The 25,929-nt window shown below is 62.2% G+C and carries 25 protein-coding genes; 7 read left to right on the top strand and 18 right to left on the bottom strand.

Translation table 11 applies throughout. The annotated features are described in order from the left end of the window. Nucleotides 1-21: 21 nt before the first annotated feature. The 3 genes from CIC12_RS15075 to CIC12_RS15065 form a co-directional block, all read right to left on the bottom strand. A complete protein-coding gene (locus CIC12_RS15075) occupies nt 22-828 on the bottom strand; it encodes a DUF2486 family protein (protein WP_168664891.1) in 807 nt (268 codons plus the stop codon). Between the two features lie 108 nt (nt 829-936). Continuing rightward, nucleotides 937-1,353: a DNA polymerase III subunit chi gene (locus CIC12_RS15070; RefSeq protein WP_168664890.1), complete on the bottom strand. Its 417-nt coding sequence runs from the start codon at nt 1,351-1,353 to the stop codon at nt 937-939. 64 nt (nt 1,354-1,417) lie between these two features. Next, nucleotides 1,418-2,944, bottom strand: coding sequence for a leucyl aminopeptidase (locus tag CIC12_RS15065; RefSeq protein WP_168664889.1), 1,527 nt, complete (start codon nt 2,942-2,944; stop codon nt 1,418-1,420). A 137-nt stretch (nt 2,945-3,081) separates the two neighbouring features. Here CIC12_RS15065 and lptF point away from each other — a divergent pair, with 137 nt between their 5' ends. From lptF to CIC12_RS15045, 4 genes are all read left to right on the top strand, one after another. Then, nucleotides 3,082-4,179, top strand: a complete 1,098-nt coding sequence (gene lptF / locus CIC12_RS15060) for an LPS export ABC transporter permease LptF (RefSeq protein WP_168664888.1) — start codon at nt 3,082-3,084, stop codon at nt 4,177-4,179. Between the two features lie 3 nt (nt 4,180-4,182). After that, nucleotides 4,183-5,331 carry an LPS export ABC transporter permease LptG gene (gene lptG, locus CIC12_RS15055; RefSeq protein ID WP_168664887.1) on the top strand — a complete coding sequence of 383 codons (1,149 nt, stop codon included), beginning with the start codon at nt 4,183-4,185 and terminating at the stop codon, nt 5,329-5,331. 11 nt (nt 5,332-5,342) lie between these two features. Beyond that, nucleotides 5,343-5,723: a sirohydrochlorin chelatase gene (locus tag CIC12_RS15050; RefSeq protein WP_168664886.1), complete on the top strand. Its 381-nt coding sequence runs from the start codon at nt 5,343-5,345 to the stop codon at nt 5,721-5,723. Nucleotides 5,724-6,182: 459 nt separating this feature from the next. Continuing rightward, entirely contained in the window at nt 6,183-6,635 is a 453-nt protein-coding gene (locus CIC12_RS15045; RefSeq protein WP_168664885.1) for a hypothetical protein, read from the top strand. 119 nt (nt 6,636-6,754) lie between these two features. Here the strand turns inward: CIC12_RS15045 and cobA are convergent, their stop codons facing one another. The 6 genes from cobA to CIC12_RS15015 form a co-directional block, all read right to left on the bottom strand. Then, complete coding sequence (cobA, locus tag CIC12_RS15040) at nt 6,755-7,510, bottom strand: uroporphyrinogen-III C-methyltransferase (RefSeq protein WP_168664884.1); 756 nt, start codon at nt 7,508-7,510, stop codon at nt 6,755-6,757. Nucleotides 7,511-7,605: 95 nt separating this feature from the next. Then, nucleotides 7,606-8,922: a sulfate adenylyltransferase subunit 1 gene (locus CIC12_RS15035; RefSeq protein ID WP_168664883.1), complete on the bottom strand. Its 1,317-nt coding sequence runs from the start codon at nt 8,920-8,922 to the stop codon at nt 7,606-7,608. 20 nt (nt 8,923-8,942) lie between these two features. Continuing rightward, nucleotides 8,943-9,905: a sulfate adenylyltransferase subunit CysD gene (gene cysD / locus CIC12_RS15030; RefSeq protein ID WP_168664882.1), complete on the bottom strand. Its 963-nt coding sequence runs from the start codon at nt 9,903-9,905 to the stop codon at nt 8,943-8,945. 119 nt (nt 9,906-10,024) lie between these two features. Next, entirely contained in the window at nt 10,025-10,771 is a 747-nt protein-coding gene (locus CIC12_RS15025; protein WP_168664881.1) for a phosphoadenylyl-sulfate reductase, read from the bottom strand. Next, nucleotides 10,768-11,307 carry a DUF934 domain-containing protein gene (locus tag CIC12_RS15020; protein ID WP_168664880.1) on the bottom strand — a complete coding sequence of 180 codons (540 nt, stop codon included), beginning with the start codon at nt 11,305-11,307 and terminating at the stop codon, nt 10,768-10,770. Before CIC12_RS15020 ends, CIC12_RS15025 begins: the two co-directional genes overlap by 4 nt. A gap of 22 nt (nt 11,308-11,329) precedes the next feature. Beyond that, on the bottom strand, nt 11,330-13,009 hold the full coding sequence (locus tag CIC12_RS15015; RefSeq protein WP_168664879.1) for a nitrite/sulfite reductase: 1,680 nt from the start codon (nt 13,007-13,009) through the stop codon (nt 11,330-11,332). A 226-nt stretch (nt 13,010-13,235) separates the two neighbouring features. Between CIC12_RS15015 and CIC12_RS15010 the strand changes: the two genes are divergently transcribed. Then, nucleotides 13,236-14,177 (top strand): CysB family HTH-type transcriptional regulator, encoded by a 942-nt coding sequence (locus CIC12_RS15010; RefSeq protein ID WP_168664878.1) that lies wholly within the window; start codon nt 13,236-13,238, stop codon nt 14,175-14,177. A gap of 35 nt (nt 14,178-14,212) precedes the next feature. Further along, the gene (locus tag CIC12_RS15005; protein WP_168664877.1) at nt 14,213-15,373 is read left to right on the top strand and encodes an ABC transporter substrate-binding protein; all 1,161 of its coding nucleotides are present in this window, start codon (nt 14,213-14,215) and stop codon (nt 15,371-15,373) included. Nucleotides 15,374-15,671: 298 nt separating this feature from the next. Here CIC12_RS15005 and CIC12_RS14995 read toward each other — a convergent pair whose 3' ends face one another. From CIC12_RS14995 to CIC12_RS14985, 3 genes are read right to left on the bottom strand one after another with little or no spacing between them, the layout of a single operon-like run. Beyond that, the gene (locus tag CIC12_RS14995; RefSeq protein WP_168664875.1) at nt 15,672-16,232 is read right to left on the bottom strand and encodes a hypothetical protein; all 561 of its coding nucleotides are present in this window, start codon (nt 16,230-16,232) and stop codon (nt 15,672-15,674) included. 29 nt (nt 16,233-16,261) lie between these two features. After that, nucleotides 16,262-16,789: a hypothetical protein gene (locus tag CIC12_RS14990; RefSeq protein ID WP_168664874.1), complete on the bottom strand. Its 528-nt coding sequence runs from the start codon at nt 16,787-16,789 to the stop codon at nt 16,262-16,264. A gap of 8 nt (nt 16,790-16,797) precedes the next feature. Further along, nucleotides 16,798-18,849: an alkyl/aryl-sulfatase gene (locus tag CIC12_RS14985; RefSeq protein WP_168664873.1), complete on the bottom strand. Its 2,052-nt coding sequence runs from the start codon at nt 18,847-18,849 to the stop codon at nt 16,798-16,800. Between the two features lie 789 nt (nt 18,850-19,638). Here CIC12_RS14985 and CIC12_RS14980 point away from each other — a divergent pair. Continuing rightward, complete coding sequence (locus tag CIC12_RS14980; RefSeq protein WP_168664872.1) at nt 19,639-19,899, top strand: hypothetical protein; 261 nt, start codon at nt 19,639-19,641, stop codon at nt 19,897-19,899. A 14-nt stretch (nt 19,900-19,913) separates the two neighbouring features. Here CIC12_RS14980 and CIC12_RS14975 read toward each other — a convergent pair whose 3' ends face one another. From CIC12_RS14975 to CIC12_RS14950, 6 genes are all read right to left on the bottom strand, one after another. Beyond that, nucleotides 19,914-21,065, bottom strand: a complete 1,152-nt coding sequence (locus CIC12_RS14975) for a Gfo/Idh/MocA family protein (RefSeq protein WP_168664871.1) — start codon at nt 21,063-21,065, stop codon at nt 19,914-19,916. A gap of 14 nt (nt 21,066-21,079) precedes the next feature. Beyond that, nucleotides 21,080-22,129 carry a sugar phosphate isomerase/epimerase family protein gene (locus CIC12_RS14970; protein ID WP_168664870.1) on the bottom strand — a complete coding sequence of 350 codons (1,050 nt, stop codon included), beginning with the start codon at nt 22,127-22,129 and terminating at the stop codon, nt 21,080-21,082. Nucleotides 22,130-22,210: 81 nt separating this feature from the next. Beyond that, entirely contained in the window at nt 22,211-23,173 is a 963-nt protein-coding gene (locus tag CIC12_RS14965) for a substrate-binding domain-containing protein (protein ID WP_168664869.1), read from the bottom strand. A 102-nt stretch (nt 23,174-23,275) separates the two neighbouring features. Beyond that, on the bottom strand, nt 23,276-24,289 hold the full coding sequence (locus CIC12_RS14960) for an ABC transporter permease (protein WP_168664868.1): 1,014 nt from the start codon (nt 24,287-24,289) through the stop codon (nt 23,276-23,278). After that, complete coding sequence (locus CIC12_RS14955) at nt 24,270-25,757, bottom strand: sugar ABC transporter ATP-binding protein (protein WP_168664867.1); 1,488 nt, start codon at nt 25,755-25,757, stop codon at nt 24,270-24,272. The genes CIC12_RS14960 and CIC12_RS14955 overlap by 20 nt, the downstream gene beginning before the upstream one ends. A gap of 1 nt (nt 25,758) precedes the next feature. Further along, the coding region (locus CIC12_RS14950) for a substrate-binding domain-containing protein (RefSeq protein ID WP_168664866.1) at nt 25,759-25,929 on the bottom strand (171 nt) is incomplete at its 5' end.

The following is a 25,929-nucleotide window of genomic DNA, read 5'->3' as shown; positions in this document are numbered from 1 at the left end:
TGTATGATCAGTCGCGCACGCCTAGCCGCGGCCCGCGCGTCGCTTGATCTCCTCTTCCACCGCTTCCCGCACCCAGCCGGCCATTTCGGTTTCCAGCGTCAGCGCCACTTCACGGGTGATCCGGCTGACGAGCAACGTAGTGTGCTCCTGCAAGGCGTCATGGCAACGCGCTTCGATGATGCCGCGTCCCTCGCCTGTCAGGAAATCCGCGAAGCGTCCGCGCAGACGCCCGGCGATCACGTCCGCATCGAGATCCTGTCGCGGTGGCGCTGCGACTGCGGCTTCGCGAGCGATGTCCGGCGGCACGATCGTGCCTGCTTCAAGCGGTGCGGCGGGTTCGGTTCGGTCGAAAACACCCGGCGATACATGCCCGTGGTCTTCGTGCTCAGTGCCGTGATGCAGCCGCAAACGCCTCTTCGGATGAGCGTGCTCCGCCGCATGCAGCGATTGCGGCTCCGGTGCGAGCACGGGCTCCGCAGGGTGCACGGCTTGTGAGGGGGCCAACGAGGCAGGCGGGAAAACAGGTTCTGCCGCATGCGCAGGCTCTGGCACAAGAACCGGCTTCGGCGCGCGCGTCTGCTCCGGCGCCAGCACCGGTTGCGGCGCCAACGCGGGCTCCGGTGTCAGGCCGGGTTCATTCGCCAGCGCCGGTTGCGGCGCAAGCGCCGATTCCACCCTGAAACCGGGTTCCCGCGGCATGTCGGCTTGTTCAGGCGGCGCCGGCTGAGCCGCCGATGCACCAGCGGTTCCTTCGCGCGCCGCGGGCACGCGGCCCGGTACGAGAATCTCGTGCAGAACCGGAATTGAATTGTCGTTGGGGTCGGACACGTGCGCTCTCCGTGTTTGGGTCGAAGCCGAAGCAGGATGCCAGCAAATCGAAACCGGCGGTCATGCAACTCCGCACGACGAACCCGGCGCGATGAAGGCGGATGAAACCTAACTGCCTTGCTTGTAGTTGTTCAAAGCATAGCCGCGATCGCGATAGAAGCGATAACGCTCGCGGCCCGCAACGAGTTCTTCGTGTGCGTTACCGACCACTTCCAGCAGTCTTTCGAAGCGCGCGAACTGCGCCGGCACCGTCGCGCCGAGATTGAGCAGTATCTGGTGATGCGGCACGTCGTCGAGACCCGTGGTCAGCACGATCGGGGTTTGCGCGACGAGCGGCGTGCCGGCCATGCAGTGCGGCACGAAGTCGAGCGGCGAGAAGGTCCACAGCTGTTCGTCGAGCGCCCGCAGGCGCGCGGGCTCGGCCAGCACGATGGTCGGCTGGCCCGCCTGATATGCCTTGCGCAACAGCCGGCACGCATACAGCAGCGAGTCGCCGACGTTCGAGTGAAAATCGATTCTCGTCATCGGCGGCTCTTCCCTGCTTCTGCCTCGGCGGTTGTGACTGCTCCCGCGGGCTGACTGCAATGCGTCATTGTGCAGCGCGACCGTCAGCGGCCCTGTCGATCAGGAACTGTGCGAGCAACGGCACCGGGCGGCCGGTGGCGCCCTTCGCCGCGCCGCTCTTCCACGCGGTGCCAGCGATATCCAGATGCGCCCACGGATAAGCGTCCGTGAAGCGCGACAGGAAGCAGGCCGCCGTGACGCTGCCCGCCGGGCGGCCGCCGATATTGGCGATATCGGCGAAGTTCGACTTCAGCTGGTCCTGATACTCGTCGTCGAGCGGCAGACGCCAGGCCGGGTCGGACGCCTCACGCGAGGCATCGAGCAGTTCGCCCGCGAGCGCGTCGTCTTTCGAGAAGAGGCCGCTGTTGTGATGGCCGAGCGCGATGATGCACGCGCCCGTGAGCGTGGCGATGTCGATCACCGCGGCCGGCCTGAAACGTTCGGCGTAAGTCAGCGCGTCGCACAGGATCAGGCGGCCTTCGGCGTCGGTGTTCAGCACTTCGATCGTCAGGCCCTTCATGCTGGTGACGATGTCGCCCGGCTTGGTGGCGGTGGCCGACGGCATGTTCTCGACCGCCGGGATAATGCCGACCACGTTGATCTTCAGGCCCATTTCGGCAACCGCGCGCAACGTGCCCAGCACCGAGCCGGCGCCGCACATGTCGTACTTCATCTCGTCCATGCCCTCGCCCGGCTTCAGCGAGATGCCGCCCGTGTCGAACGTGACGCCCTTGCCGACCAGCACTACCGGCGCGGCCTTGGCGCCGCCGCCCTGGTACTGCAGCACGATGAACTGCGCCGGTTCGACCGAGCCGGCCGTGACCGACAGGAACGAGCCCATCTTGAGCGCTTCGCACTGCTTCTCGCCGAGCACTTCGACCTTCAGCTTCCAGTCCTTGGCGAGCTTTTTCGCGGTGCCGGCGAGGTAAGTCGGCGTGCAGACGTTGCTCGGCAGGTTGCCGAGGTCGCGCGTGAGGTCCATGCCGTTGGCGAGCGCCGCGCCCTGCTTCGCGGCCAGCTTGGCGGCTTTCTCGTCACCGGTGTTCACGCTGAAGACGATGCGCTTTAGCGCGCGCGCCGAGTTGTCCGGTTTGCTCTTCATCTGCGTGAACTTGTAGGTCAGCTCGCGCAGGGCGAGGATCGCGGCGCGCACGCCCCAATCGGCGGTGCGCTCGAGCACCGGCAACTGGGCCAGCGTGAAGGTGACCTGGACGATCTTGGTGGGCAGCAGCGCGCGCCATGCGGCCCGCACGGCGTCGCCGTAGGCTTTCTGGCTGAAGGCATCCTGCTTGCCGAGGCCGACGAGCAGCACGCGCGACGCGCCGATTCCCGACACTTCGTGCAGGAACAGCGTGGTGCCGGCCTTGCCGTCCATGTCGCCCGCCTTGATGATGCGGGTCAGCAGGCCGCGGGTGGCCTCGTCGATCTCAAGCGCCGCGCCCGAGAGCGTTTGCGACTCGAACACACCGATTACGATGCAATCCGACTTCCCGGTCAGGAAACCGTTTGACGAGCCTTTGGTCCAATCACAGGCTTTTATGCTAAAGTCCATCGCGCTTGTCCTCGGATAAAATCTGGGCTTAGGATGAAAGCCGCAATTATCCGCTATTTTTCCCGCGGCGGCTGCACCGGAGGCGTGACGGGAACGAACCCGCGCGTCACTGAGAGCGCCCCCTCTCGTCATCAATAATGATCTTCGAACGCTCCCTCCAGCGCGAACTCGCGTATACGGCTGGTGCCGTGTTCATGGTTCTCCTCACGCTCGTGCTGACGACGATGATGATCCGCATCGTCGGCTTCGCGGCCCAGGGCGAGATCGACCCGCGCGACGTGCTGGTCCTGATCGGTCTCACCGTGATCGGCTATCTGGCGATCATGCTCGTCGCGACCCTGTTCGTGTCGATCCTGTTCGTCCTCACGCGCTGGTACAAAGACTCCGAGATGGTCGTGTGGCTGTCCTCGGGCGTGAGCCTCACGCAATTCATCAAGCCGATCGGTATTTTTGCCACGCCGATCATCATCCTCATCATGTTCTTCGTGTTCGTCGGCTGGCCGTGGTCGAACCAGCAGAGCAAGCTGATCCGCGCGCGCTTCCAGCAGCGCGACGAGGTCTCGCTGCTCGCGCCGGGGCAGTTCCGCGAGTCGGCTGCGAGTCACCGGGTGTTCTTCATCGAGAAGATGTCGCCCGACCAGGGGCGCGTCGAGAACGTGTTCGTGACCAGCACGGAAGGCGGCAAGGTCAACGTGGTGGTGTCGAAGTTCGGCCATACCGAGACGCACAAGAATGGCGACCGCTTCGTCGTGCTGGAGAACGGGCGGCGCTATGACGGCGAGCCTGGCCATCCCGACTTCCGCATCATGGAGTTCGAGCGCTATGGCGTGAAGATCCAGAGCCAGCCGGTCGTCAATACGCCGACCACCACCGGCACGCCCACGCTCACGCTGCTGCGCAATCCGACCAAAGAAAACCTCGCGGAATTCGCCTGGCGCGCGGGGCTGCCGCTGATCGCGATCAACCTGATGCTGCTGGCCATTCCGCTTGCGCACCAGAATCCGCGCCGCAGCCGCACCATCAATCTGGTGATGGCCGTGCTGATCTATCTGACGTATTCGAATCTGCTGAACGTGGTGCAGTCGTGGATCGAGCAGGGCAAGATGTCGTTCGGGGTGGGGCTCGTGATCCTGCACGTCATCGTGGCGGCGATCGTCGCGTTCATCTTCTGGCTGCGCGTGCGCAACCGGCCGCTCTTCACGCGGGCCATGTTCAGCCGTTCGCAGGGAGCCTGACCGATGCGCATCTATGAAAGGTATTTCGCGCGTCAGATCTATCTCACGTTCATCTTCATTCTGTTTGCCTTTTCGGGTCTGTTCTTCTTCTTCGACCTGATCAACGAACTGAACTCGGTCGGGCACGGCAACTACAAGTTTCAATACGCGGTGCTGCGCGTCGCGTTGCAAACGCCGTCGCGCTTCTACGAAATCATTCCGGTCGCCGCATTGATCAGCGCGATCTACGTGTTCGCGCAGATGGCGGCGAATTCCGAGTACACGATTTTTCGCGTGTCGGGCCTCGCCACCAATCAGGCGCTGCGCTCGCTGATGAAGATCGGCATTCCGCTCGTGTTCCTCACGTATCTGATCGGCGAAGTGGTCGGCCCGTACACGGATCAGTTGTCGGAGCGGGTGCGGCTCGAGGCGCTGGGTTCGTCGGTGTCGACCAACTTTCAGTCGGGCGTGTGGGTGAAGGACACGCTCACCGCGCGCGCGGACGGCGAGCAGGTGACGCGCTTCGTGAACGTCGGCGAGTTGAAGCCGGACGCGACGATCGCCAACGTGCGGATTTACGAGTTTGATTCGAAGTTCCGGTTGTCGAACGTGCGGACCGCGCAGAGCGGCCGCTTTCAGCCGCCGGGGCACTGGCAACTGACGGGCGTGACCGATACACAACTGATCGATGTGCCCCCTCCTGCCGGCACGCCGGCCGATGCACTCAATCCGGTATATCGCGCAAAGCAGGTCTCGTTGCCGGAGTACTCGCTGCGCTCGGAATTGACGCCGCAGATTCTGTCGGTGCTGCTGGTGGCGCCGGATCGGATGTCGATGTTCAATCTGTTCCGCTATATTCAGCATTTGACCGAGAATCATCAGGACACGCAGCGTTATGAGATCGCGCTGTGGCGCAAGGTGCTGTATCCGTTTGCGGTGTTCGTCATGCTGGTGTTGTCGTTGCCGTTTGCGTATTTGCACACGCGGGCTGGGGTGGTGGGTGTGAAGGTGTTCGGCGGGATTATGCTCGGCATGAGCTTCCAGTTGTTCAATACACTGTTCTCGCATATCGGGACGTTGAATACCTGGCCCGCGCCTTTGACTGCCGCGACGCCTGGGCTCGTTTATCTGGTGCTTGGGTTGGTTGGGCTGAAGTGGGTTGACCGGCATTAGGGGTTATCGTCATGGCTATGCGTGGGTTGGTTCTGTTTGGGCATGGCGCGAGGGATGTGCGGTGGCGGGAGCCGTTTGAGAGGCTTGCCGACAAGCTGCGGGCCGTGCGTGGTTCTGGCGATGCTGGCGGCCCTGTGATGTTGGCCTTTCTTGAGTTGATGGAGCCGGATTTGCCGACTGCGGTGGGTGGGCTTGTTGCTCAGGGATGTGATGGGGTTACCGTCGTGCCTGTTTTTTTTGGGCAAGGTGGGCATGTCAGGAAGGATTTGCCTGAGATCATCCAGCGGTGTCGTGAGTTGCACCCTTCTGTCGAGATTAAATGCGCCGGCGCTGTGGGTGAGGATGAGGGTGTGCTCGATGCCGTCGCGCTTTATTGTTTGCGGCAGGTTTGACCGTCCTGTCTTTCTGTTGCGCGCTTTGCGGGTGCTCTTTGGGCGTTGGCCTTTTTTCGACGCTGCGCTCGCTGGCGCAGTACTTCATCAAACATCCTCTATGTTTTCGCTGAAATTTCTTCCTCGGCGCGGTGGCCTTCATTCATTCGGAAATTTCAGAAATGTTGGCTTCGCGCACTCTTTAGCGTGCCCCTGCAATCGCTCTCCAAGCGATACGTTCTAAACTCATTTTGCCGTCAAGACAGCGACGGCCAGGCTTGGCAGCCTGCACACCTCATACCCTGGGCTCAGCAGAATGCGTCTGCTTCTGCACGTCCTTCTGCGGGCGGGCCGTGATGTAGGAGACCTCCGGGGTCTGCTGGTGTGGGTGTGAGCCAGTCTGCCAACCTTGTCACTGTGCCCGCTCACCCCTTGCATGCGAGTGTCGGGTGATCCAGTCAAGTTTCAGGGAGAACGCACATGAGTAAATTCGCCAAGCATTTTGGAACCGCCTCGCGCCCACCTGTCGACGCTCTCCAATACGAAAAACTCGCGCTATCCGCTTTCGGACTCATCGAACGACAAATAAGCCAGTTGGACAAGCTGGTCACTCTCGCAGCATCGATCTACAGAAGCCCCCCTCTGACGCGTGACGAAAGGTCCCGCCAGCGGAGACTGCTGGGACTATTGATCGATACCGGCGAGGATTACCAGCGAGAAGTAGAGACCGACCTCGAGTTGTACCGGGTCATCGCACTGGATGCGAAGGGAATCCCGCAAAGCCGAATCACCGCCCGCCGCGCAATAAGCCTCCTGGCAAAAGCGGCAAGGGCTGCATCAGAGCGTCGCAAGCGGATCAGCGCCTCCAAGGCCGTGCAGATCAAGCAGGCTCGCTTCAAAACCACTCCAAGGTCCAACGCTACAGCACATTGACCCCGCCTCGCTGCACCGTGCCCCAGACGTGAAAAAAGGCGCAATCAATGCGCCTTTCCCGTAGCAAGCAAGCGATGTCGCCGAACGCCGGTCACTCCGGCCGCTCGGGCAAGAGAAACCTAAGCCGCCACCAACATTCCATCCACGATCCGAACCTCCGTCTGCCGCCGCTCAGCAAACGCCTCGCCGATCATCAGCAAACTCGGTTGCGAGGCATCCACCCACTGTTGCGCCTCACCCGCAGCCAGGTCCTCGAGCGTCAGCGTCAGCATCCGCTCGCGCGCCGTGCTGCAAGCCTCGACGATCGCGACCGGCGTCGTGACTGGCTTCCCCGCATCGATCAGTTGTTGCGCGATTTCCACCCCGCTATCACGGCCCATGTAAAACACGAGTGAATCCGCATTCACCTGCTCGCGAATCTCATCGGACCCGGGCGCACGGCTGAACGTCGCCAGCGCCACACTGCGCGACACGCCTCTTAGCGTCAACGAACGCTTCAGCGAAGCCGCACTTGCGAGCGCCGCGGTAATCCCGGGCACCACCTCATACTCGATGCCCGCCGCTTCCAGCGCGCGCATTTCTTCATCGGCCCGGCCAAACAGCATCGGATCGCCGCCCTTCAGACGCACCACTACCTCGTGCTCCAAAGCGGCATCGACGATCTGCTTGTTGATGAACTGCTGAGCCGTCGACAATTGCCCGCAACGCTTGCCCACCGCAATCCGCTTTGCGTGCGAAGGCGCGTAGTCGAGCATGGCCGGCTCGACCAGCGCGTCGTGCAGCACGACATCGGCGGCGCCGAGAAGCCGCGCGCCGCGCACCGTAATCAGGTCCGCCGCTCCCGGTCCCGCGCCGATCAGATAAACCTTACCCATTTGCATCAACCTGTTGGTTAGGGTGCGAGCGCCGCGGTATGACGCATTGCATCACAGCGCAACGCTGCATCGCGCCGCCGGCCGCCCCTCGCCGCCTACGCCGAAAACGCCCGGATCATCCCGGCCGCGACGGTGTGGTGGGTCGCTTCGTCGATCAGCACGAATGCGCCCGTGCCCTGATGCGAGTCGTACACATCGCACACCAGTGGCTTCTGCAACGTCAGCGCAACGCGGCCGATATCGTTCATCGCGAGTTCCTTGCGATCGGTCGCCTGCGACAGCGTATGCACGTCGAGCACTTCCTTGATCGCACCGATTCGCGCGAACACCGTGTTGGTGGTCTGCTTCAACAGATACTTGCGTTGCGTCGACAGCGGCGTGTCGTCGAACCAGCACAGGTCGGCTTCGAGCTTCTTCGCCGGTTCCGGCGCCGCTTCACGCAGCACGAAGGTGTCGCCGCGCGACACGTCGACGTCTTCCGCAAGACGGATCGTCACCGTCTGGCCCGCGAACGCGCGATCCACTGCTGCCGTGCCGCCCACCACCGGCGCGATGATCTCGGCAACCGTTGCTTCGCGGTTGGCCGGCAATACGACGATCGTGTCGCCGAGCTTCGCTTCGCCCGCTTCGACACGGCCCATGTAGCCGCGAAAATCGTCGGCCTGGCTGCCGTCCTGGCGCGCCACCCATTGCACAGGGAAACGCAGCGCCTGGCCAGTCGGCACTTCGACCGGTAGCGCTTCGAGCAGGTCCAGCAGCGGTTCGCCCGCATACCACGGCATGCTTTCGCTCGCCGTTACGATGTTGTCGCCCTTGAGCGCCGACACCGGCACGAAGCGCACATCGGCGAGACCCAGTTGGCGCGCGAGTTCGACATACGCGTCGCGAATCTCGTTGAAGCGCTGCTCGCTGTAGTCGACCAGATCCATCTTGTTGATCGCGACGATTGCATGCTGCAAACCGAGCAGCTTGACGATCGCGCTATGACGCTTGGTTTGCGGCAGCAATTGCGCGACGCCGTCGACGAACGTCACGCGCGTCGCGTCGACGAGAATGATCGCCGCATGCGCGGTCGACGCACCCGTCACCATGTTGCGCGTGTACTGCTCGTGGCCCGGGGTGTCGGCGATGATGAACTTGCGCTTAGCGGTAGCGAAGTAACGGTATGCGACGTCGATCGTGATGCCCTGCTCGCGTTCGGCTTCGAGGCCGTCGGTCAGCAGCGACAGATCGATTTCATCACCGACGGTGCGCTTGTTCTTCGCGCGCGACAGCGCCGAGAGCTGGTCGGACAGCACAGCCTTACTGTCGTACAGCAGGCGGCCGATCAACGTGCTCTTGCCGTCGTCGACGCTACCCGCAGTGATGAAACGCAGCACGCCGAGGTCTTCTGGTTGGTGAATACTGCTCATGATTGTCTTACCTCGTGTGCTTAGAAATAACCTTGCTTCTTACGCTGTTCCATCGCGGCTTCGGAGACCTGATCGTCCATCCGCGTCGCGCCGCGCTCCGTGATTTCGGTCACGGCCGTTTCGGCGATGATCTTCTCGATATCGTCCGCATCGCTTTCCACCGGGCACGTGCAGCTGATGTCGCCGACCGTGCGGAAACGCACCTGCGCGTTTTCGCTGACTTCGCCTTCACGCATCGGCGTAAGTGGCGTGACCGGCACGAGCAGGCCGTTGCGGCGCACGATCTCGCGCTGGTGCGCGTAGTAGATCGACGGCAATTCGAGCTGTTCGCGAGCGATGTACTGCCACACGTCGAGTTCGGTCCAGTTCGAGATCGGGAACACGCGCAGATGTTCGCCGTTATGCAGACGCGCGTTGTACAGGCTCCACAGTTCCGGGCGTTGCGCCTTCGGGTCCCATTGACCGAACTCGTCGCGGAACGAGAAGATGCGTTCTTTCGCGCGGGCCTTCTCTTCGTCGCGGCGCGCACCGCCGATCAGCGCGGTATAGCCGTACTGTTCGATGGTTTCGAGCAGCGTCACCGCTTGCGCGGCGTTGCGCGAATCCGTTTCGCGACGCAGACGCACGGTGCCGCGCTTGATCGAATCTTCGACGTGGCCCACCACCAGCTCTGCGCCAATCTCTTGCGCGCGGCGATCGCGAAAGTCGATCACTTCGTCGTAGTTGTGGCCGGTGTCGATATGCACGAGCGGGAAGGGCAGCACGGTCTTGCGATTCGCGCCGATGCCGAAGGCCTTCAGCGCGAGGTGCAACACCACGACCGAGTCCTTGCCGCCCGAGAACAACAGTGCGGGCTTGCTGCATTCGGCGACCAGTTCGCGCAGGATGTGGATCGACTCGGCTTCGAGCCAGTCGAGGTGATCCATACGGTTCGCCGTGTTGGTAAGCGGAGCGTTCACAGTGGAATCGAGCGTGGTGCTCATGTCGGGTCCTTCGTTGATTGCCCGGCGAGCGGTTGCCCGCCGGAGCACAAGTATTCAAATCGATCCGGGCGGCGTTCAACCCGTTCAAACCGGGAGCCTGCCCTTAGTGTAGCGAGATATCAGACCGAAGCGTTTTCGCCGCGTTCGACCGCTATCGGGGTAATCGTCGTGATGTGCAGGCCGCATTCCTTCGTATCACGCGACTCCCACCACCAGCGCCCTGCGCGGCTGTCCTCGCCGGGACGGATCGCGCGCGTGCACGGCTCGCAGCCGATGCTCGGATAACCGCGCGCATGCAGCGGATTGACCGGCACGTCGAACGCTTTGAGGTAATCCCACACCTCTGCTTCGGTCCAGTCCGTCAGCGGATTGAACTTGGCGATGTTGCGCGCGGCATCGTGCTCTTCCGCATGCAGTTCGGCACGCGTCACCGACTGTTCACGGCGCTGGCCCGTCACCCAGGCGCTGACATCAGACAGCGCGCGATTCAACGGCTCGACTTTGCGAATCTCGCAGCAGCGCTTGCGCAGATCGACGCTTTCGTAAAACGCGTTCAAACCGTACGAGCCGATGTATTCCTCGACTGCCGCCGCTTGCGGATGAAACTGTTCGATCTCGTAGCCATAGCGCTCTTTCACGCGATCGAGCATACCGAGCGTTTCCGCATGCAGACGGCCCGTGTTCAGCGAGAAGATGCCGATCCTCACGCCGCGCGAGAGGATCGCGTGCGTGAGCAGCATGTCTTCCGCTGCGAGGCTGCTGGCAAGCTTCACGTTCGCGTGACGCGCGGCGATCGAGTCGAGCAGCGCATCGAGGCGCTCGACCTTCGCAGCGAGTTCCGGCGTGAGCGTGTGTGCGCCGGTCATGCCGACGCCTTTTGCAGTTCGCCCGCCTCGCGGCGGCGGAACAGCGGCGACGAATTCACCGCGCCCTGATAGTTGAAGCTGAATTCGTCGAATGCTTTGAGCGCGTCGTCGAAGTCCTTGTCCGCGCGCAGTGCATACGCGTCGAAGCCGCAACGGAACATGAACGTGATCTGGTCGCGCAGCACGTCGCCGATCGCGCGCAGTTCGCCCTTGTAGCCATAACGCTCGCGCAGCAGGCGGCCGATGCTGTAGCCGCGGCCGTCGCGGAACACCGGGAAATCCACGGCGATCAGCGCAATCTTGTCGAAGTCGGCGACGATATCCGCCGGTTCGCTGTCCGGCGCGAGCCACACGCCGATCTCGGCGGCACTGCGCGACGCAGCGAGCGCTTCACGTTCGGCCTGCCACAGCGCGAGCGGCACCAGCACTTTGCCGGCCGGCAATTCGTTCACCGCAGGCAGCGCGCCGTCTTCCGCCGGACGCACAACGGTCCAGTCATCGTTGACGATTGCGCGGTTCTTGATGATAGAAGCCATCTGTTCAGTATCCTTTTCGCGGTTACGCGTGAGCCGGTTGACGCGAGGCGTACACACGTTCCTTGAACGGGGTGATGCCGATGCGGTTGTACGTTTCGATGAAGCGCTCGCCCTCGTGGCGGTTTTCCACGAAGGTGTCGATCACCTTGCTCATCACGTCCGGCATTTCTTCCGCCGAGAACGACGGGCCGATCACGCGGCCGAGGTGCGCGCCTGTCGCGCCCGTGCCCTGCTCGCCGCCGAGCGTCACCTGATACCACTCCGAGCCGTCCTTGTCGACGCCCAGAATGCCGATGTTGCCGACGTGGTGGTGACCGCACGCGTTGATGCAGCCCGAGATGTTCAGCGACACGTCGCCGAGGTCGTACACGTAGTCGAGATCGTTGAAGCGTTCCTGGATGGCCAGTGCGATCGGGATCGACTTCGCATTCGCGAGCGAGCAGAAGTCACCGCCCGGGCACGCGATGATGTCGGTCAGCAAGCCGATGTTCGGCGTCGCGAAACCTTGCGCCTTGGCCTTTTCCCACAGCGCGAACAGATCGCGCTTCTTGACGTTGGCAAGGATCAGGTTCTGCTCGTGCGACACGCGGATTTCGCCGAGCGAATACTCGTCGGCCCAATCGGCGACCGCTTCCATCTGCACGTCCGTCGCGTCGCCCGGGGCGATCGTGGTCGGCTTCAGCGACAGCGTCACCGACGAGTAGCCCGACACCTTGTGCGGCCGCACGTTACGCTCGACCCAGCGCGCGAACGCGCGGTTTTCCAGCAGATGGTTTTCGAACGACGCGTCGGTGTCCGGCAGCTTCTCGTAGACAGGCGGCTGGAAGTATTGGACCACGCGATCCACTTCGGCTTGCGTGAGCGTCGACGGGCCGTCCTTCAGGTGCTGCCATTCTTCTTCGACCTGCGCCGAGAATTTCTCCGGGCTCAACGCCTTCACGAGAATCTTGATGCGCGCCTTGTACATGTTGTCGCGGCGGCCATAGCGGTTGTACACGCGCAGCACGGCTTCGCAGTACGTCAGCAGATGTTGCCACGGCAAATCCTTGCGGATGATCGCGCCGATGATCGGCGTACGGCCCATGCCGCCGCCGGCCAGGATGTCGACCACCAGTTCGCCCTGCTCGTTCTTCTTCAGATACACGCCCATGTCGTGAATCTGCACGGCGGCGCGGTCTTCCTTCGACCCCGACACGGCGATCTTGAACTTACGCGGCAGCCACGCGAATTCCGGGTGAAACGTCGACCATTGGCGCAGGATTTCCGCCCACGGACGCGGATCGACCACTTCGTCGGGCGCGACGCCCGCGAACTGGTCGGCGGTGATGTTGCGAATGCAGTTGCCCGAGGTCTGAATGCCGTGCATTTGCACTGCGGCGAGCTTGCGCAGGATTTCCGGCGTTTCTTCGAGCTTGATCCAGTTGTACTGGATGTTCGAGCGCGTCGAGAAATGGCCATAGCCGCGGTCGTGTTCACGTGCGATCTGCGCGAGCACGCGCATCTGGTCGCTGCGCAGGTTGCCGTACGGAATCGCGATACGGTGCATGTATGCGTGGCGCTGGTAGTACAGGCCGTTCTGCAGGCGCAGCGGACGAAACTCCTCTTCGCTCAATTCGCCCGACAAGCGGCGGCGAACCTGATCGGCGTATTGCGCGACCCGTTCATCGACGATGGTCTGGTCGTACTGATCGTATTGGTACATTCGGGGACCCCAATTTTTCGTAACTTGCGAGACACACGGCGGTCCGGTTCCGCCGTGCCTTGAATATCCGTGTTAGTCAGCAACCGCAAACGAGGGTTTAGACCCATCTCTCATTTGCTTATGACAAATACAGATATCCATATTGAAAAAGATGGACAGATCGTAATAAACTCGCCTTATATTTCAAACGACTAAAAAATTCTTTTTATATGCGGAGAGGTTATATATGAACCTGCATCAATTCCGCTTCGTCCGCGAGGCTGTGCGGCAGAACTTCAACCTCACCGAAGCTGCCAAGGCGCTGTTCACCAGCCAGCCGGGCGTTTCCAAGGCGATCATCGAGCTCGAGGACGAACTCGGCGTCGAAATCTTCACGCGGCACGGCAAGCGCGTACGCTCGCTGACCGAGCCGGGACGCATCATCCTGCAGTCGGTCGAGAAGATCCTGCAGGAAGTCGAGAGCTTAAAGCGCGTCGGTAAAGATTACGCGGCGCAGGATCAGGGCAATCTCGTCATCGCGGCGACCCATACCCAGGCGCGGTACTCGCTGCCGGCCGCGATCGCAGAGTTCAAAAAACGCTTCCCCAAGGTCCACCTTTCAATCCTGCAAGGCAGCCCGACCCAGGTCGCCGAGATGGTGCTGCACGACCAGGCCGATCTTGCGATCGCCACCGAAGCAATCGCCAACTATAAGGAACTGGTGTCGCTGCCCTGCTTCCAGTGGCACCACATCGCGGTCATGCAGCCGGATCATCCGCTGCTTGAGCGCAAACTTTTGGCGCTGGATGATCTGACCCAGTATCCGCTGATTACGTACGACAACGCGTTCGCCGGCCGCACCAAGATCAACGAGGCGTTCCGTCTGCGCGGGCTGCATCCGGACATCGTGCTGGAGGCGATCGACGCCGACGTGATCAAGACCTACGTGGAACTGGGCCTCGGCGTCGGCATCATGGCGGATATCGCGTTCAACGCCGAGCGCGACCGCCATTTGCGCGCGATGCCGGTCGGCCACCTGTTCGGCAGCAACGTGACGCGCGTCGCGCTCAAACAGGGCGCCTATCTGCGCAGCTACGTGTACACGCTCGTCGAGCTGCTGTCGCCGAGCATGAACCGCAAGCTGATCGAACAGGCGCTCAAGGGCGAGCACGAAACCTACGAACTTTGATATCACCCCGCTTCCTGCCACGGAGACCCTCCCCGATGAAGTCGCATAAAAACAAACTTCGCGGCATCGCCGCTCTCGGCGCGCTGTTGCTCGCCACCGCAGCCCATGCCGACCTCAAGGTCGGCATCGATCTGTCGAGCACCGGCCCGGCGGCCGTGATCGGCATCACCAGCAAGAACGCGATGCTGATGTGGCCGGCGACGATCGCCGGCCAGAAAGCCGACTACATCTTCCTCGACGACGCATCCGACCCGGGCGTTGCCGTGCGCAACATCCGCAAGCTGATCAACGAGGACCACGTGGACGTGATCGTCGGCCCGAACATCACGCCGGCCGCAATGGCCGCGCTCGATCCGGTCGCCGAAAGCCAGACGCCGATGATCACGCTGATCGGCTCGGCCAGCGTCGTCGAGCCGCAGGAAGGCAAGAAGGTGTGGGCCTACAAGATGGCGCAGACCGACAGCGCGATGGCCGACGTGATGACGCGCTACATGGCCAATCACAACGTGAAGACGGTGGGCTTCATCGGTTTCGCGGACGGCTACGGCGAGAGCTGGCTCAACGAGTTCAGCAAGTTCGCGGCGCTGCGCCATCTCCAGCTGGTTGCGACCGAGCGCTATAACCGCACGGACGCGAGCGTCACTGGGCAGATTCTCAAGCTGATGGCCGCGAAGCCCGATGCAATCCTGGTCGCCGGTGCCGGCACGCCGACGGTGCTGCCGCAGCGCACGCTGATCGAACGCGGCTACAAGGGGCCGATTTACCAGACGCACGGCATCGCCACACCCGAGTTCATCAAGCTGGGCGGCAAGGACGTCGAAGGCACGCTGTTTCCGACCCAGCCGGTGGTGGTCGCGCGCACGCTGCCGGCCGATCATCCGGCGAAGAAAGCGGCGCTCGCCTTCACCAACGAGTATGAAGCGAAGTATGGCGCAGGCAGCGTGACCCAGTTCGCGGGCGACGCGGCAGGCGTGTATCCGCGTTTGCAGGACGCGGTAGCGCGCGCGCTGAAGACGGCGCAGCCGGGCACGCCGGCGTTTCGCGTCGCGTTGCGCGACGAGTTGGAGCACGCGCATGAACTGGTGGTGCCGAACGGTGTGGTGAACACGAGCCCGAAGGACCACGTCGGTCTGGATCAGCGCGCTAGCGTGATGGGCACCATCAAGAACGGCAAGTTTGTTTATCTGAGCCAGTAAGCACGCGGATACGCCCGTGCAGGCGGCGATGGGGACATCCCGATGACCGAACTCGGCCTGCCGGACGCATCGGGCGGCACCAAGGCGAGCCAGTGGAGCTTGCAGGGCGACGACATCGCGAACTGCGGCGGCTCCCGGAGGCCGCGCAAGTCCGGATGGCGAAGATTCCTCGGCTCGTCGATCTCGATTCGAACCTGTCGGCCAACAAGCCGATCGTCGCGATCAACTTGAAGCGCGAACAGGCTACGAACGCTGCCATTCGATATCTCCCTGTCAGGACCGTCCGCGGCGCGGCCTTTCAATGCGACGTGCCAGTGGCTCTCCACGGGCGGTTCATACAAGTTTGTTCATTCGGGCCTTTAGGTACCGGCCCGAAGAAAATCGCGCTCAGCGTTTTTCGGCCGATCACCCGCGCAAGTTCGGCGATGACGCAATACATAAAGATCAGCGTTGCGAGGAGGATCTGGACGGCCCAAAAGCGAGGCCAACTGACATCGGCCCAGAGTTGCGCATTGGCCGCGATGAGACTGGGCGTTTCCTTCCAGTAGTCATAGAGCCGCTCAAGGTAATGAACGATGAGCGCGACGGTCGCATACATCAGCGTCTTCCAGCCGACGTTCCAGACAAGCGGCTTGTCGGGGAAGCGATTGATGAACGGCAACATGTCTGCAACCAGAACCGATTTACCCAATATCAATGACGCGACGAGCACCGAAGTCGACGTAGGCAGCGAGATACCCGAGCCTCTGATCATGAGCGCCCTGACGATCGCGACAATGTGAAGGATGATGAAAAAGAAGATTGTCGGCGGAAGCGCTTTCATGAATTCATGCTTGATCTTGTTTGTCAGCGTACTCATGATGTGTTCCTCGCTGCCCGCCGGACGGATCAGTAACTGTCGGTGACCGTCGACTCCGCCATCGTGAGCATTTGCGTCAGCGACACGTTCGCGTTAGCAGACGCGTCGATCATGAACAGCGATTCGCGCAACGCTTTTTCGATATCAAAACGGTAATCCAGCCACGCTCGCAAGCAGGCCTCGGACGTGAGGACGATGTTGCCGCGCTTCGCTTCGTCCGTGGTCGTTACGTCAGGCATCTCGGGAACGATGTCCGGGTCGAAGCCATTTGTGGTCGCATGAAAAAACCCCCACGTGTCATTCTCGATGAGCAACACATAGAAGTCCGGGAGCGCCAGAAGCGCGTCTTCACTATGAGTCTCCTCTATGCGCGCCTGAAGCAGGTTCATCGCTTCGACGGAGGACATTCGCATTCGCGCCGCGGAGAGCGCGCCTTGCGTGGCATCGATCGGCTCGATGAGTCCGGCCTCGATTGCATTTCGGGTCGACACTGCGACCGTCAGCGCAAACGGATGGCCGACCCCGAAATCGATGTTGAAGTTGCAGATTGCGCACATGGCTAGCCTCAAGGCGTGACGATATTGAACCAGAAATCGAAATTGTCGAGCCATGAGACGAACTCGCCGAGCTTCTGACTATTGCCGTCGATCTTGGCGCTGCCTGCCATCACCAGCTTCTGCATGTTGGTTTGTCCCATCATGATGCTGTTGAGGTCCGCGCGCGTCATGGTGACCGTCGCGTCCGCTGATTTCGAGGTTCGGTCCTTTGAATAGTGCAACGCGCTGTTCTCGACCCCCAGCACGCAGTTTTCCTTCGTATCGGTCAGCACAAGATTGAACGACGCCGTTTTACCGTTCGCGCGCTCAGCATTAAGCCGGATACCTAGGTAATCAAGGAACATGTCGAGCGGCATGGCCTGGATGGTATCCGGGCTCTGCGGCGCGGGCGCCTGTCCCTTCCTGACGCCGTTGCGCAATTCCATGGCTCCCGTCAGATAGAAGTTGCGCCAGGGCGCAGACTCCGACTGGTAGCCTAGCTGTTCATAGGCGTCCGCCAGCAGTTGTTTCGCAGCCGTATTTTGCGGGTCTGCGAACACCACGTGGTTGACGACTTCCGCGACCCAACGGTAGTCGCCCTGGTTATACGAATCGTGCGCCCTTCGCAGAACGGCAGCCGCTCCACCCATGTACTCGACATAGCGCTTGCCGCTGTCGGTGGGCTGCAACCGGTGCAGATTTGCAGGGACACCGTCGAAGAATCCAAGGCGCAGGTTGTACTGTGCAACGGCGTCGTGATAGACCGTGCCGTAGTAGCTTCGGCAATACCAGTGTTTTGCAAGGCTGTCCGGCAAACGGATGGCCTCACCAATCTCAAGCGGCGTCTGGCCCATGTTGGCCATGCGCATGACCTGGTCGTGCAGATAGCGATACATGTCGCGTTGCGCACGCAGGAACGCGTTGATTCGGTCGTTGCCCCAGGTCGGCCAGTAATGCGAGGCAAAGATGACCTGCATATCGTCACCGTGCAGGTCGAGCGCCGTTTGCAGGTACTTGGACCAGAGCAGAGCGTCACGAACCTTTGCGCCTCGCAACGTATAGAGATTGTGCAGCGTGTGGGTGGCATCTTCCGCCGCGCAGAACGCCTTGAACTTCGGCAGATAAAACATGAACTCTGAAGGCGCCTCCGATTCCGGCGCCATTAGAACCTCAATGTCCACACCGTCAAGCGTAAGTTTCTGGCCGGTCTTTTCCGCAAACATGGAAGGCACGGCGAGCGTGATGGTACCGACCGAAGTCGTCTTTCCCAGACCACCATCGACAATCCCCGTCGGGCTGCGCGGTAGCAGTGAGCCATACATGTAGCTGGCGCGGCGCCCCATTGCATTGCCGGCGATGATGTTCTCGCCGACCGCAGCTTCAGTGAAACCGACCGGCGCCACAATCTGCACCTTGCCCGATTTCAGATCGTCGTCACTGACGAGGCCTCGCACACCGCCATAGTGATCGACATGGCTGTGCGTGTAGACGACGTGAGTGATCGGCTTGTCGCCGAGATGCGGGATGACGAGCTGCTTCCACACCACCGAGGCTACTTCGGTCGTAATGAACGGATCGACGACGATATAGCCGTGATCTCCGCGAATAATGCTCATCACGGAGAGGTCATAGCCGCGCACCTGCCAGATGCCATCGACCACCGTGTAAAGCCCGTGATTCATGTTCAGCTTGGCGTTACGCCAGAGGCTCGGATTGACCGTCGATGGAGCGTTGTTTTCCGGACCGCCGTTCACAAACGCGAACTGCTGAAGGTCCCACGCCGGAAATTCGCCTTGTCCCTTGATGATGACCGGCTCGGGGAGCGTGGCGATGAGGCCGCGCTTTGCGTCTTCGAAATCCTGGGCGTCAGCGAAAGAAAGAAAATCCGCGTATTGCTTATTCAATGCAATGGTCGAAGGCGACGCGGGCTTTGAGGCCGGACTGGTTGAGTTTGTCGAACTGGTTTGCGCGAGCGTTTCACCTACTACCCCGGAAAATCCGGTTGCTACGCCGACAACCGCCACGTTTTTCAGGAACGCCCTGCGTGCTACAGGCTTTGCTGCATCATCCGATTGGGACATGCCCACCTCCCGTCATTTGGAAGAGCGGACGCTTGATGGCCGGTGAGAGTGCCCTGCCCGCCCTCTTATTGATCCAGAAACTCGATGGATTATTCAACTGACAGCTGACTACACCGCAATCTGTAGCACCGTTCGCCTGAAGCAGGCTTTTTGGCCTCCGGCCATGTAAAGCGGAATCAATGAAGGTTATGCGCTCGTCACAGGCCGCCTCGATGGCGAATTGCCAGAGCGATCAATGCCCGCTACCTCGTAACGTATGAATGACCGACGAAAGAGGAGGGTTCAAAACGCGGTTCACATGTCCGCGTTTGTAAACATAGGACAATTTTTTTTAATATGCCTCGCATTTTTTGCGCGAATTTATCCCCCGGGAGTTCGCAAAGCCGGAAGTCACTTGGATGGGTGTCCACGATACGGCGCCGCGAAGTTATCCGGGGCGCCTTCGTTGATTGTTCTTCAACGATACGAGTCGGTCCAAGGAAGATGCCTGGCCGTAGCACTCATCGCAAGCGCTGCGCTGTCACGGCTGCCTGCTGTCAAGCCACCCGCTGATCACTTCGTGGAGCTTGACCATCGTCATCTTCCGGTCACCTTGCCCGATCAGAGTGCGCGCGCGGTAAAAATCAGATCCATCTCGAAGGGAACGAATATGGCCAGCCGCTCCGTTTCCTGACCGCTCAAAGCACATCGACGCTAGAGAGATCCGGATGATGCCCGCCGACGCCCTGCCGCGCGGCGTCGGCGAAATTGTTAAAGTAGCAGTCTCTCCCCGATCAGCAGTCCCACACCATGCGCACCACCCGAGCCATCCACGCCGTCGAACGGCTGAAAACGCGCAGCGGCAATCCGCTGTTTGCCGCGATCAGCCTGTCCGGCGGCCTGTTCTATCTGGTCGACAAATCGAGCGGCTCCGACAAGAAAGTCTCCGACCCGTTGACGCTCGACGACTTCGTCAAGTTCGTCGACGCATACGGTCCGCAGAAGCCGCGCAAGGCGAGTAAGCTCGATATCGCGTTCGAAGAGCAGATCAAGAAAAGTAAGGGTGGCTAAGCGCCCCCTCCGCTTCACGTCCCTACGATTTCGCGCCACTGCCCATCCGCCGCGCTACTCGCGAGCACGGCATCGATGAAGCGCAGCCCCGCGACGCCATCGTCCACCGTCGTGAGTAGCAGACTTTGCACAGGCAACGCGCGACCTTGGTCCAACGCTTCGATTTGCAACGCCGCATCCTTGTACAACTGCGCGAACGCTTCCAGATAACCTTCGGGATGCCCCGACGGCACGCGCGTCGCGTGCGCGGCGAGCGCGCTTTGCACCCGCCCTCGCGTCAACCGCTGCGCGAGCCCGCCTAGCGGCGTGAACCACAATTCGTTCGGCTGCTCCTGATCGAATGCGAGGCCGGCCTTCGTTCCGTACACCCGCAGACGCAGCGCATTCTCCGCGCCGCTCGCCACCTGGCTCGCCCACAACATGCCGCGCGCGCCGTTCGCGTAACGCAGCATCGCCTGCACGTGATCGTCGATGCGGCGTCCCGGCACGAAGGTGTGCAGCTCCGCCGACAGCGCCCGCGGTGTCATCCCCGTGACGAAGGACGCGAGCTGATACGCATGCGTGCCGATATCGCCGAGACAGCCCGCCGGTCCCGCCAGCGACGGATCCGTGCGCCAGCCCGCCTGTTTGTTCGCGCCCCCCGTCTCGACCGGCTCGGCCAGCCAGTCCTGCGCGTATTCGACCTGCACCACGCGAATCTCGCCCAGCTCGCCGCGCTCGACCAGTTCGCGCGCATGACGCACCATGGGATAGCCGGAGTATGTGTGCGTCAGCGCGAAGAGCTTGCCCTTGTCGCGTGCGAGCTTCGCGAGCGCTTCGCCTTCGGCGAGTGAAATCGCCAGTGGCTTGTCGCATATCACGTGGATGCCCGCGTCGAGGAACGCCGTCGCCACCGGTGCATGCAGATGGTTCGGCGTGACGATTGCGACCGCGTCGATGCCGTCGTCGCGGGCGGCTTCGGCGCGCGCCATCTCGCGCCAGTCCGTATAGCTGCGCGCGACGCCCGCCTCGGCAGCGCTCGCCTGCGCGCGCCGCGGGTCGGACGACAACGCGCCCGCCACCAGTTCGAAACGATCGTCGAGCCGCGCGGCGATCCGATGCACCGCGCCGATGAACGCGCCCTGCCCGCCGCCGACCATGCCCAATCTGAGCCTTCTGTGTGGCATCGCGTTACTCCCCATCAAAGGCCCAGCACACGCCTGACCTGCGCATCATTCACGCCACTCCCGGCAAAATCATCAAACGCATGCTCGGCCACGCGAATGATGTGCCGGCGAATGAACTCCGCGCCTTCACGCGCGCCGTCGTGCGGATGCTTCAGCGCGCACTCCCATTCGAGCACGGCCCAGCCCGGGAAATCGAATTGCGCCATCTTCGAGAAGATCGCGCCGAAGTCGATCTGCCCGTCGCCGAGCGACCGGAAACGCCCCGCCCGTTCGACCCAGCCGCTATATCCGCCATACACGCCCTGCTTGCCGTTCGGCCGAAATTCCGCATCCTTCACATGGAACGCCTTGATGCGCTCGTGATAGATGTCGATGAACGCCAGGTAGTCGAGCTGCTGCAAAACGAAATGGCTCGGATCGTAGAGGATGTTCGCCCGCGCGTGCTGCCCGAGCGCGTCGAGAAAGCGCTCGAACGTAACGCCGTCGTGCAGGTCTTCGCCCGGATGCAATTCGTAGCAGACATCCACGCCGGCCTCATCGAACGCGTTGAGAATCGGCGTCCAGCGGCGCGCGAGTTCATCGAAGGCCGCTTCGACGAGGCCTGCCGGACGCTGCGGCCACGGGTACAGATACGGCCACGCCAGCGCGCCGGAAAACGACACGTGCGTGCTCAGGCCCAAACGCTGCGACGCCTTCGCCGCGAGCTTCAGCTGGTCGATCGCCCACTGCGTGCGCGCTGCCGGATCGCCGCGCACCTGCGGCGCGGCGAAGCCGTCGAACAATGTGTCGTACGCCGGATGCACGGCAACCAGTTGCCCTTGCAGATGCGTCGACAGTTCGGTGATCGTCATGCCCGCATCGTCGGCGGTCTCGCGCAACTCGTCGCAATAGGCCTGGCTCGCGGCCGCCTGTTCCAGATCGATCAGGCGCGCATCGCACGGCACCTGAATGCCCTTGAAGCCGAGACCCGCAGCCCAGCCCGCCAGATGCGCGAGATTGTCGAACGGCACCTCGTCGCCCATGAACTGGGCCAGAAAGATCGCCGGCCCTTTGATGGTTTTCATCGTACGGTTCCTCGAACGATCACGCGCTCGCCGTGCATGTACGGCAAAATCACGGCGAGCGCGCTGGCTCAGCACTCACGCTCAGAACGGCGAGTCCGGGAAATAGAACTGCTGCGCATTTTCCTTCGTGATCAGCACAGACGGAATGATCGTCGTCGCCGGCAGCTTCTCGCCCTTTAAACGCGCTTCGGCGGTGAGCTTGATCGCGTCGTAGATGAATTTCGGTGAGTACGACACGTCGGCCTTGATCATCGGCGCGCCGTCCATCACGTTCTTCACCATGCCCTTCGAACCCGCGCCGCCGAACACGATCTTGATGTCGGTGCGCTTGGCCTGATCGATCGCCTTGATGACGCCGACCGCCATGTCGTCGTCGGCGGCCCAGACGGCGTCGATGTGCTTGAAGCGCGTCAGGTAGTCCTGCATCACCTTGAACGCGTCGTCGCGATTCCAGTTCGCGTACTTGCCGTCGAGAATCTTGATCTCCGGATAGTTCTTCAGCACGCCGGTGAAGGCGGCCCAGCGTTCGTTGTCGAGCGTGGTCGGAATGCCGCGCAGCGCGACGATGTTGCCCTTGCCGCCCAACTCCTTCGCCAGAAACTCGGCGGGAATCTTGCCGAACGCGGTGTTGTCGCCCGCCACGTACGCGTCCTGCGCGCTGGTGTCGGTCAGCCCGCGATCGACCACCGTCACGTACACGCCCTTCTTCTTCACCTGCGCGACCGGCTGCGTCAGCGATGCCGATTCGAACGGGAAGATCACCAGCGCGTTGATCTTGTTGACCGTCACGAGGTCCTGCAATTGATTGGCCTGTTCGGGCGCGCCGGCTGCGGTTTTGACGATCACCTTCAGATCCGGATGCGCTTTCTCCAGATCGGCTTTCGCCTTGTTCGCCCACCAGACGATGCCGCCCGTGAAGCCGTGGTCGGCTGTCGGAATCGCGACGCCCAGCGTGACTTTCTCATCGGCACGCGCGACGCCCGCTGCGCCCAGTATCCCCAACGCCAGCATGCCGGCGCCGACCGCTCGAATGACGTGTTTCATGGTTGTGTCTCCATCCAGTTGGTGAGGCGTTCCGGCGCCCCGATTTTTGGACCTGCTGGTTTTGCCCGCTATTGCCTGGTATTGCAGCCTGAAGCACTAAAACTATCGCCGTCCGCGCTGCACGAACGCGACGAAAATAATCACCACGCCCTGAACCGCGGCGTTCAGATACACGCTGATGATGCTGGTCAGATTCAGAATATTGGCGATCACGGAGAGCAGAATCGCGCCGATCACCGTGCCGATCACGCGTCCTTCTCCACCTTTGAGCGCGGTGCCGCCGACCACCACCGACGCGATCGCCTCCAGCTCCCATAAGAGCCCCGTGGTCGGCGTGGCCGAACCGAGCCGCGGCACATAGAGCACGGTGGCGACGCCGACGCAGATGCCGAGCAGCACATACGTGACGATCTTCACGGTATCGACGCGAATCGCCGCATAGCGTGCGACCTGTTCGTTCGAGCCGATCGCCTGCACATGCCGGCCAAACGCGGTGCGATTGAGGATCAGCGCGCCGCCCGCGGCCATCACGAGGAACACCCAGATCGGCACGGGTACGCCGAACAGGCTTGCGTAATACACCGGTCCATATAGATCGGATAACGAATTATCCAGAGTCAGCGCACCGCCGTCGGCAAGCCACGTGAGCACCGCGCGGAAAATCCCCAGCGTACCCAGCGTGACGATGAACGGCTCGATGCGTCCTTTGGTGATCAGCAACCCGTGCGCGCAGCCGAACAACCCGCCCAGCACCAGCGCCGCGACGATGCCGATCGTGACGATCGCGAGCGGCGCGAACGTGTGCCCGCCTGGGCCCGACGCGAGCCCGTTCATCAACCAGATCATGCTGCCCGCGATCAGCGCGGCCATCGAACCGACCGACAGATCGATGCCGCCCGAAATGATCACGAAGGTCATGCCGACCGCGATGATGCCGATGAACGACGTGCGCGTGAGCACGTTCATCATGTTGTCGACGGTCGCGAAATCGCGGTTCAGCAGCGTGCCGGTCACGCACAGCAGAATCAGTCCGACGAGCGGCCCGAGCGCATACAGACGATGAGCCACACGCAGCGCGCGGCCGGATTGCACGGCTTCAGTGGGTGCCGGTCGCATGGGCGATCAACTCCTCTTCGGTCAGATGGTCGAGCGTCAGCGTGGCTTGCAGGCGTCCCGCGCGCATCACGGCGACGCGGTGGCACAAGCCGATCAGCTCGATCAGTTCGGATGAAATGACGATCACCGCGCGGCCTTGCGCGGCGAGCCGGTGAATCAGGAAGTAGATGTCGCGTTTCGCGCCGACGTCAACGCCGCGCGTGGGCTCGTCGAGCACGATCACGTTCGGCTCAGGTTGCAGGAATTTGGCGAGCGCGAGCTTCTGCTGATTGCCGCCGGACAGCATGCGCGCGCGACTCGACAGGTCGCCGGTGCGGATGCCGAATTCGCCGACCGCCTTTGTCAATGCCGCGCGCCCCGCTTTCAAGTCCAATAAGGGATGCGTGTAGCGTTCGAGCGTCATCAACGTGACGTTGTCCTGCAGGCTCAGGTTCACGTGCAGCCCTTTGCCCTTGCGATCCTCGCTGAGATACGTGAGGCCGTGGCGCATCGCGTGGCGCGGGCTCTTCAGATCGGCGCGCTGTCCCGCGATTTCGATGCGCCCCGCCGTGCGCTTGCGCAAGCCGATGATCGCCTCGAACGCCTCGGTACGGCCCGCGCCGACCAGCCCCGCAAAGCCCAGCACCTCGCCCGCGCGCACGTCGAAGCTCAGGTCCTCGACCCAATCGGGCACCGCGAGCCCTTCCACCTTCAGCGCGAGCGGCGCGTCGGCGGGAACGGTCAGCTTGTCGGGGAACATGTCGGACAGCTCGCGCCCGACCATCAGGTTCGCCATCTGCTGACGCGCGAGCCCCGCCGTTTCGCCGCGCGCGACGAAGCGGCCGTCGCGCATGACGATTACTTCGTCGGTGATGCGCTCCACTTCGTCGAGCTTGTGCGAGATGTAGACGATCGTCACCCCATCGGCCTTGAGCTTCGCCATCAGTGTGAAGAGCCGTTCGGTTTCGGACGGCGTGAGCGTCGCGGTCGGCTCGTCCATGATCAGCAGACGCGCGCGGCGCGACAGCGCCTTGGCGATCTCCACCATCTGCTTTTCCGCGACGATCAGTTCGCGCACCTTCGTATCGGGCGTTTTCTCCAGCCCGACTTGCGCGAGATAGCGGGCGGCCTCGGCGCGCATCGCGGCGTCGTCGACGAACCAGCCGCGCCGCGTCTCGTGGCCGAGGTACATGTTCTGCGCGATCGTCAGATGCTCGGCCAGGTTGAACTCCTGGTGGATCAGCACGATGCCCAGCGCTTGCGCGTCGCGCGACCCGGCGAACTGCTGCGCGTGGCCGTCGACCAGCACGCTGCCCGAGGTCGCCGTTTCATAGCCGGCGAGAATTTTCATCAGCGTCGATTTGCCCGCACCGTTCTCGCCGAGCAGACCGTAGATGCGCCCCGGCGCAAGTTCGAAACTCACGCCGTGCAACACGCGCACCGGCCCGAAGTCTTTGCGGATGTCGTCGAAGCGGATCGCGAGGCTCATGTCACGCGCTCCCGCGAATCACGAGCCGATGCGGCAGCAGCACGCCCGGCACGGTCGCCAACGGATTCGCGAGCCGCTGCAAAAGCAGCCGCGCGGCGGTTTCGCCGAGTTCGCGCATCGGTTGCGCGATGGTGGTGAGCGGCGGATCGATTTGCGCGGCGAGCGAGATGTC

It is taken from the genome of Paraburkholderia sp. SG-MS1 (assembly GCF_012275575.1).
In the GTDB taxonomy this organism is placed as follows: Bacteria; Pseudomonadota; Gammaproteobacteria; order Burkholderiales; family Burkholderiaceae; genus Paraburkholderia.
Note: the sequence above shows the minus strand (reverse complement) of the source record. Positions and strands in the feature narration are given on the sequence as shown.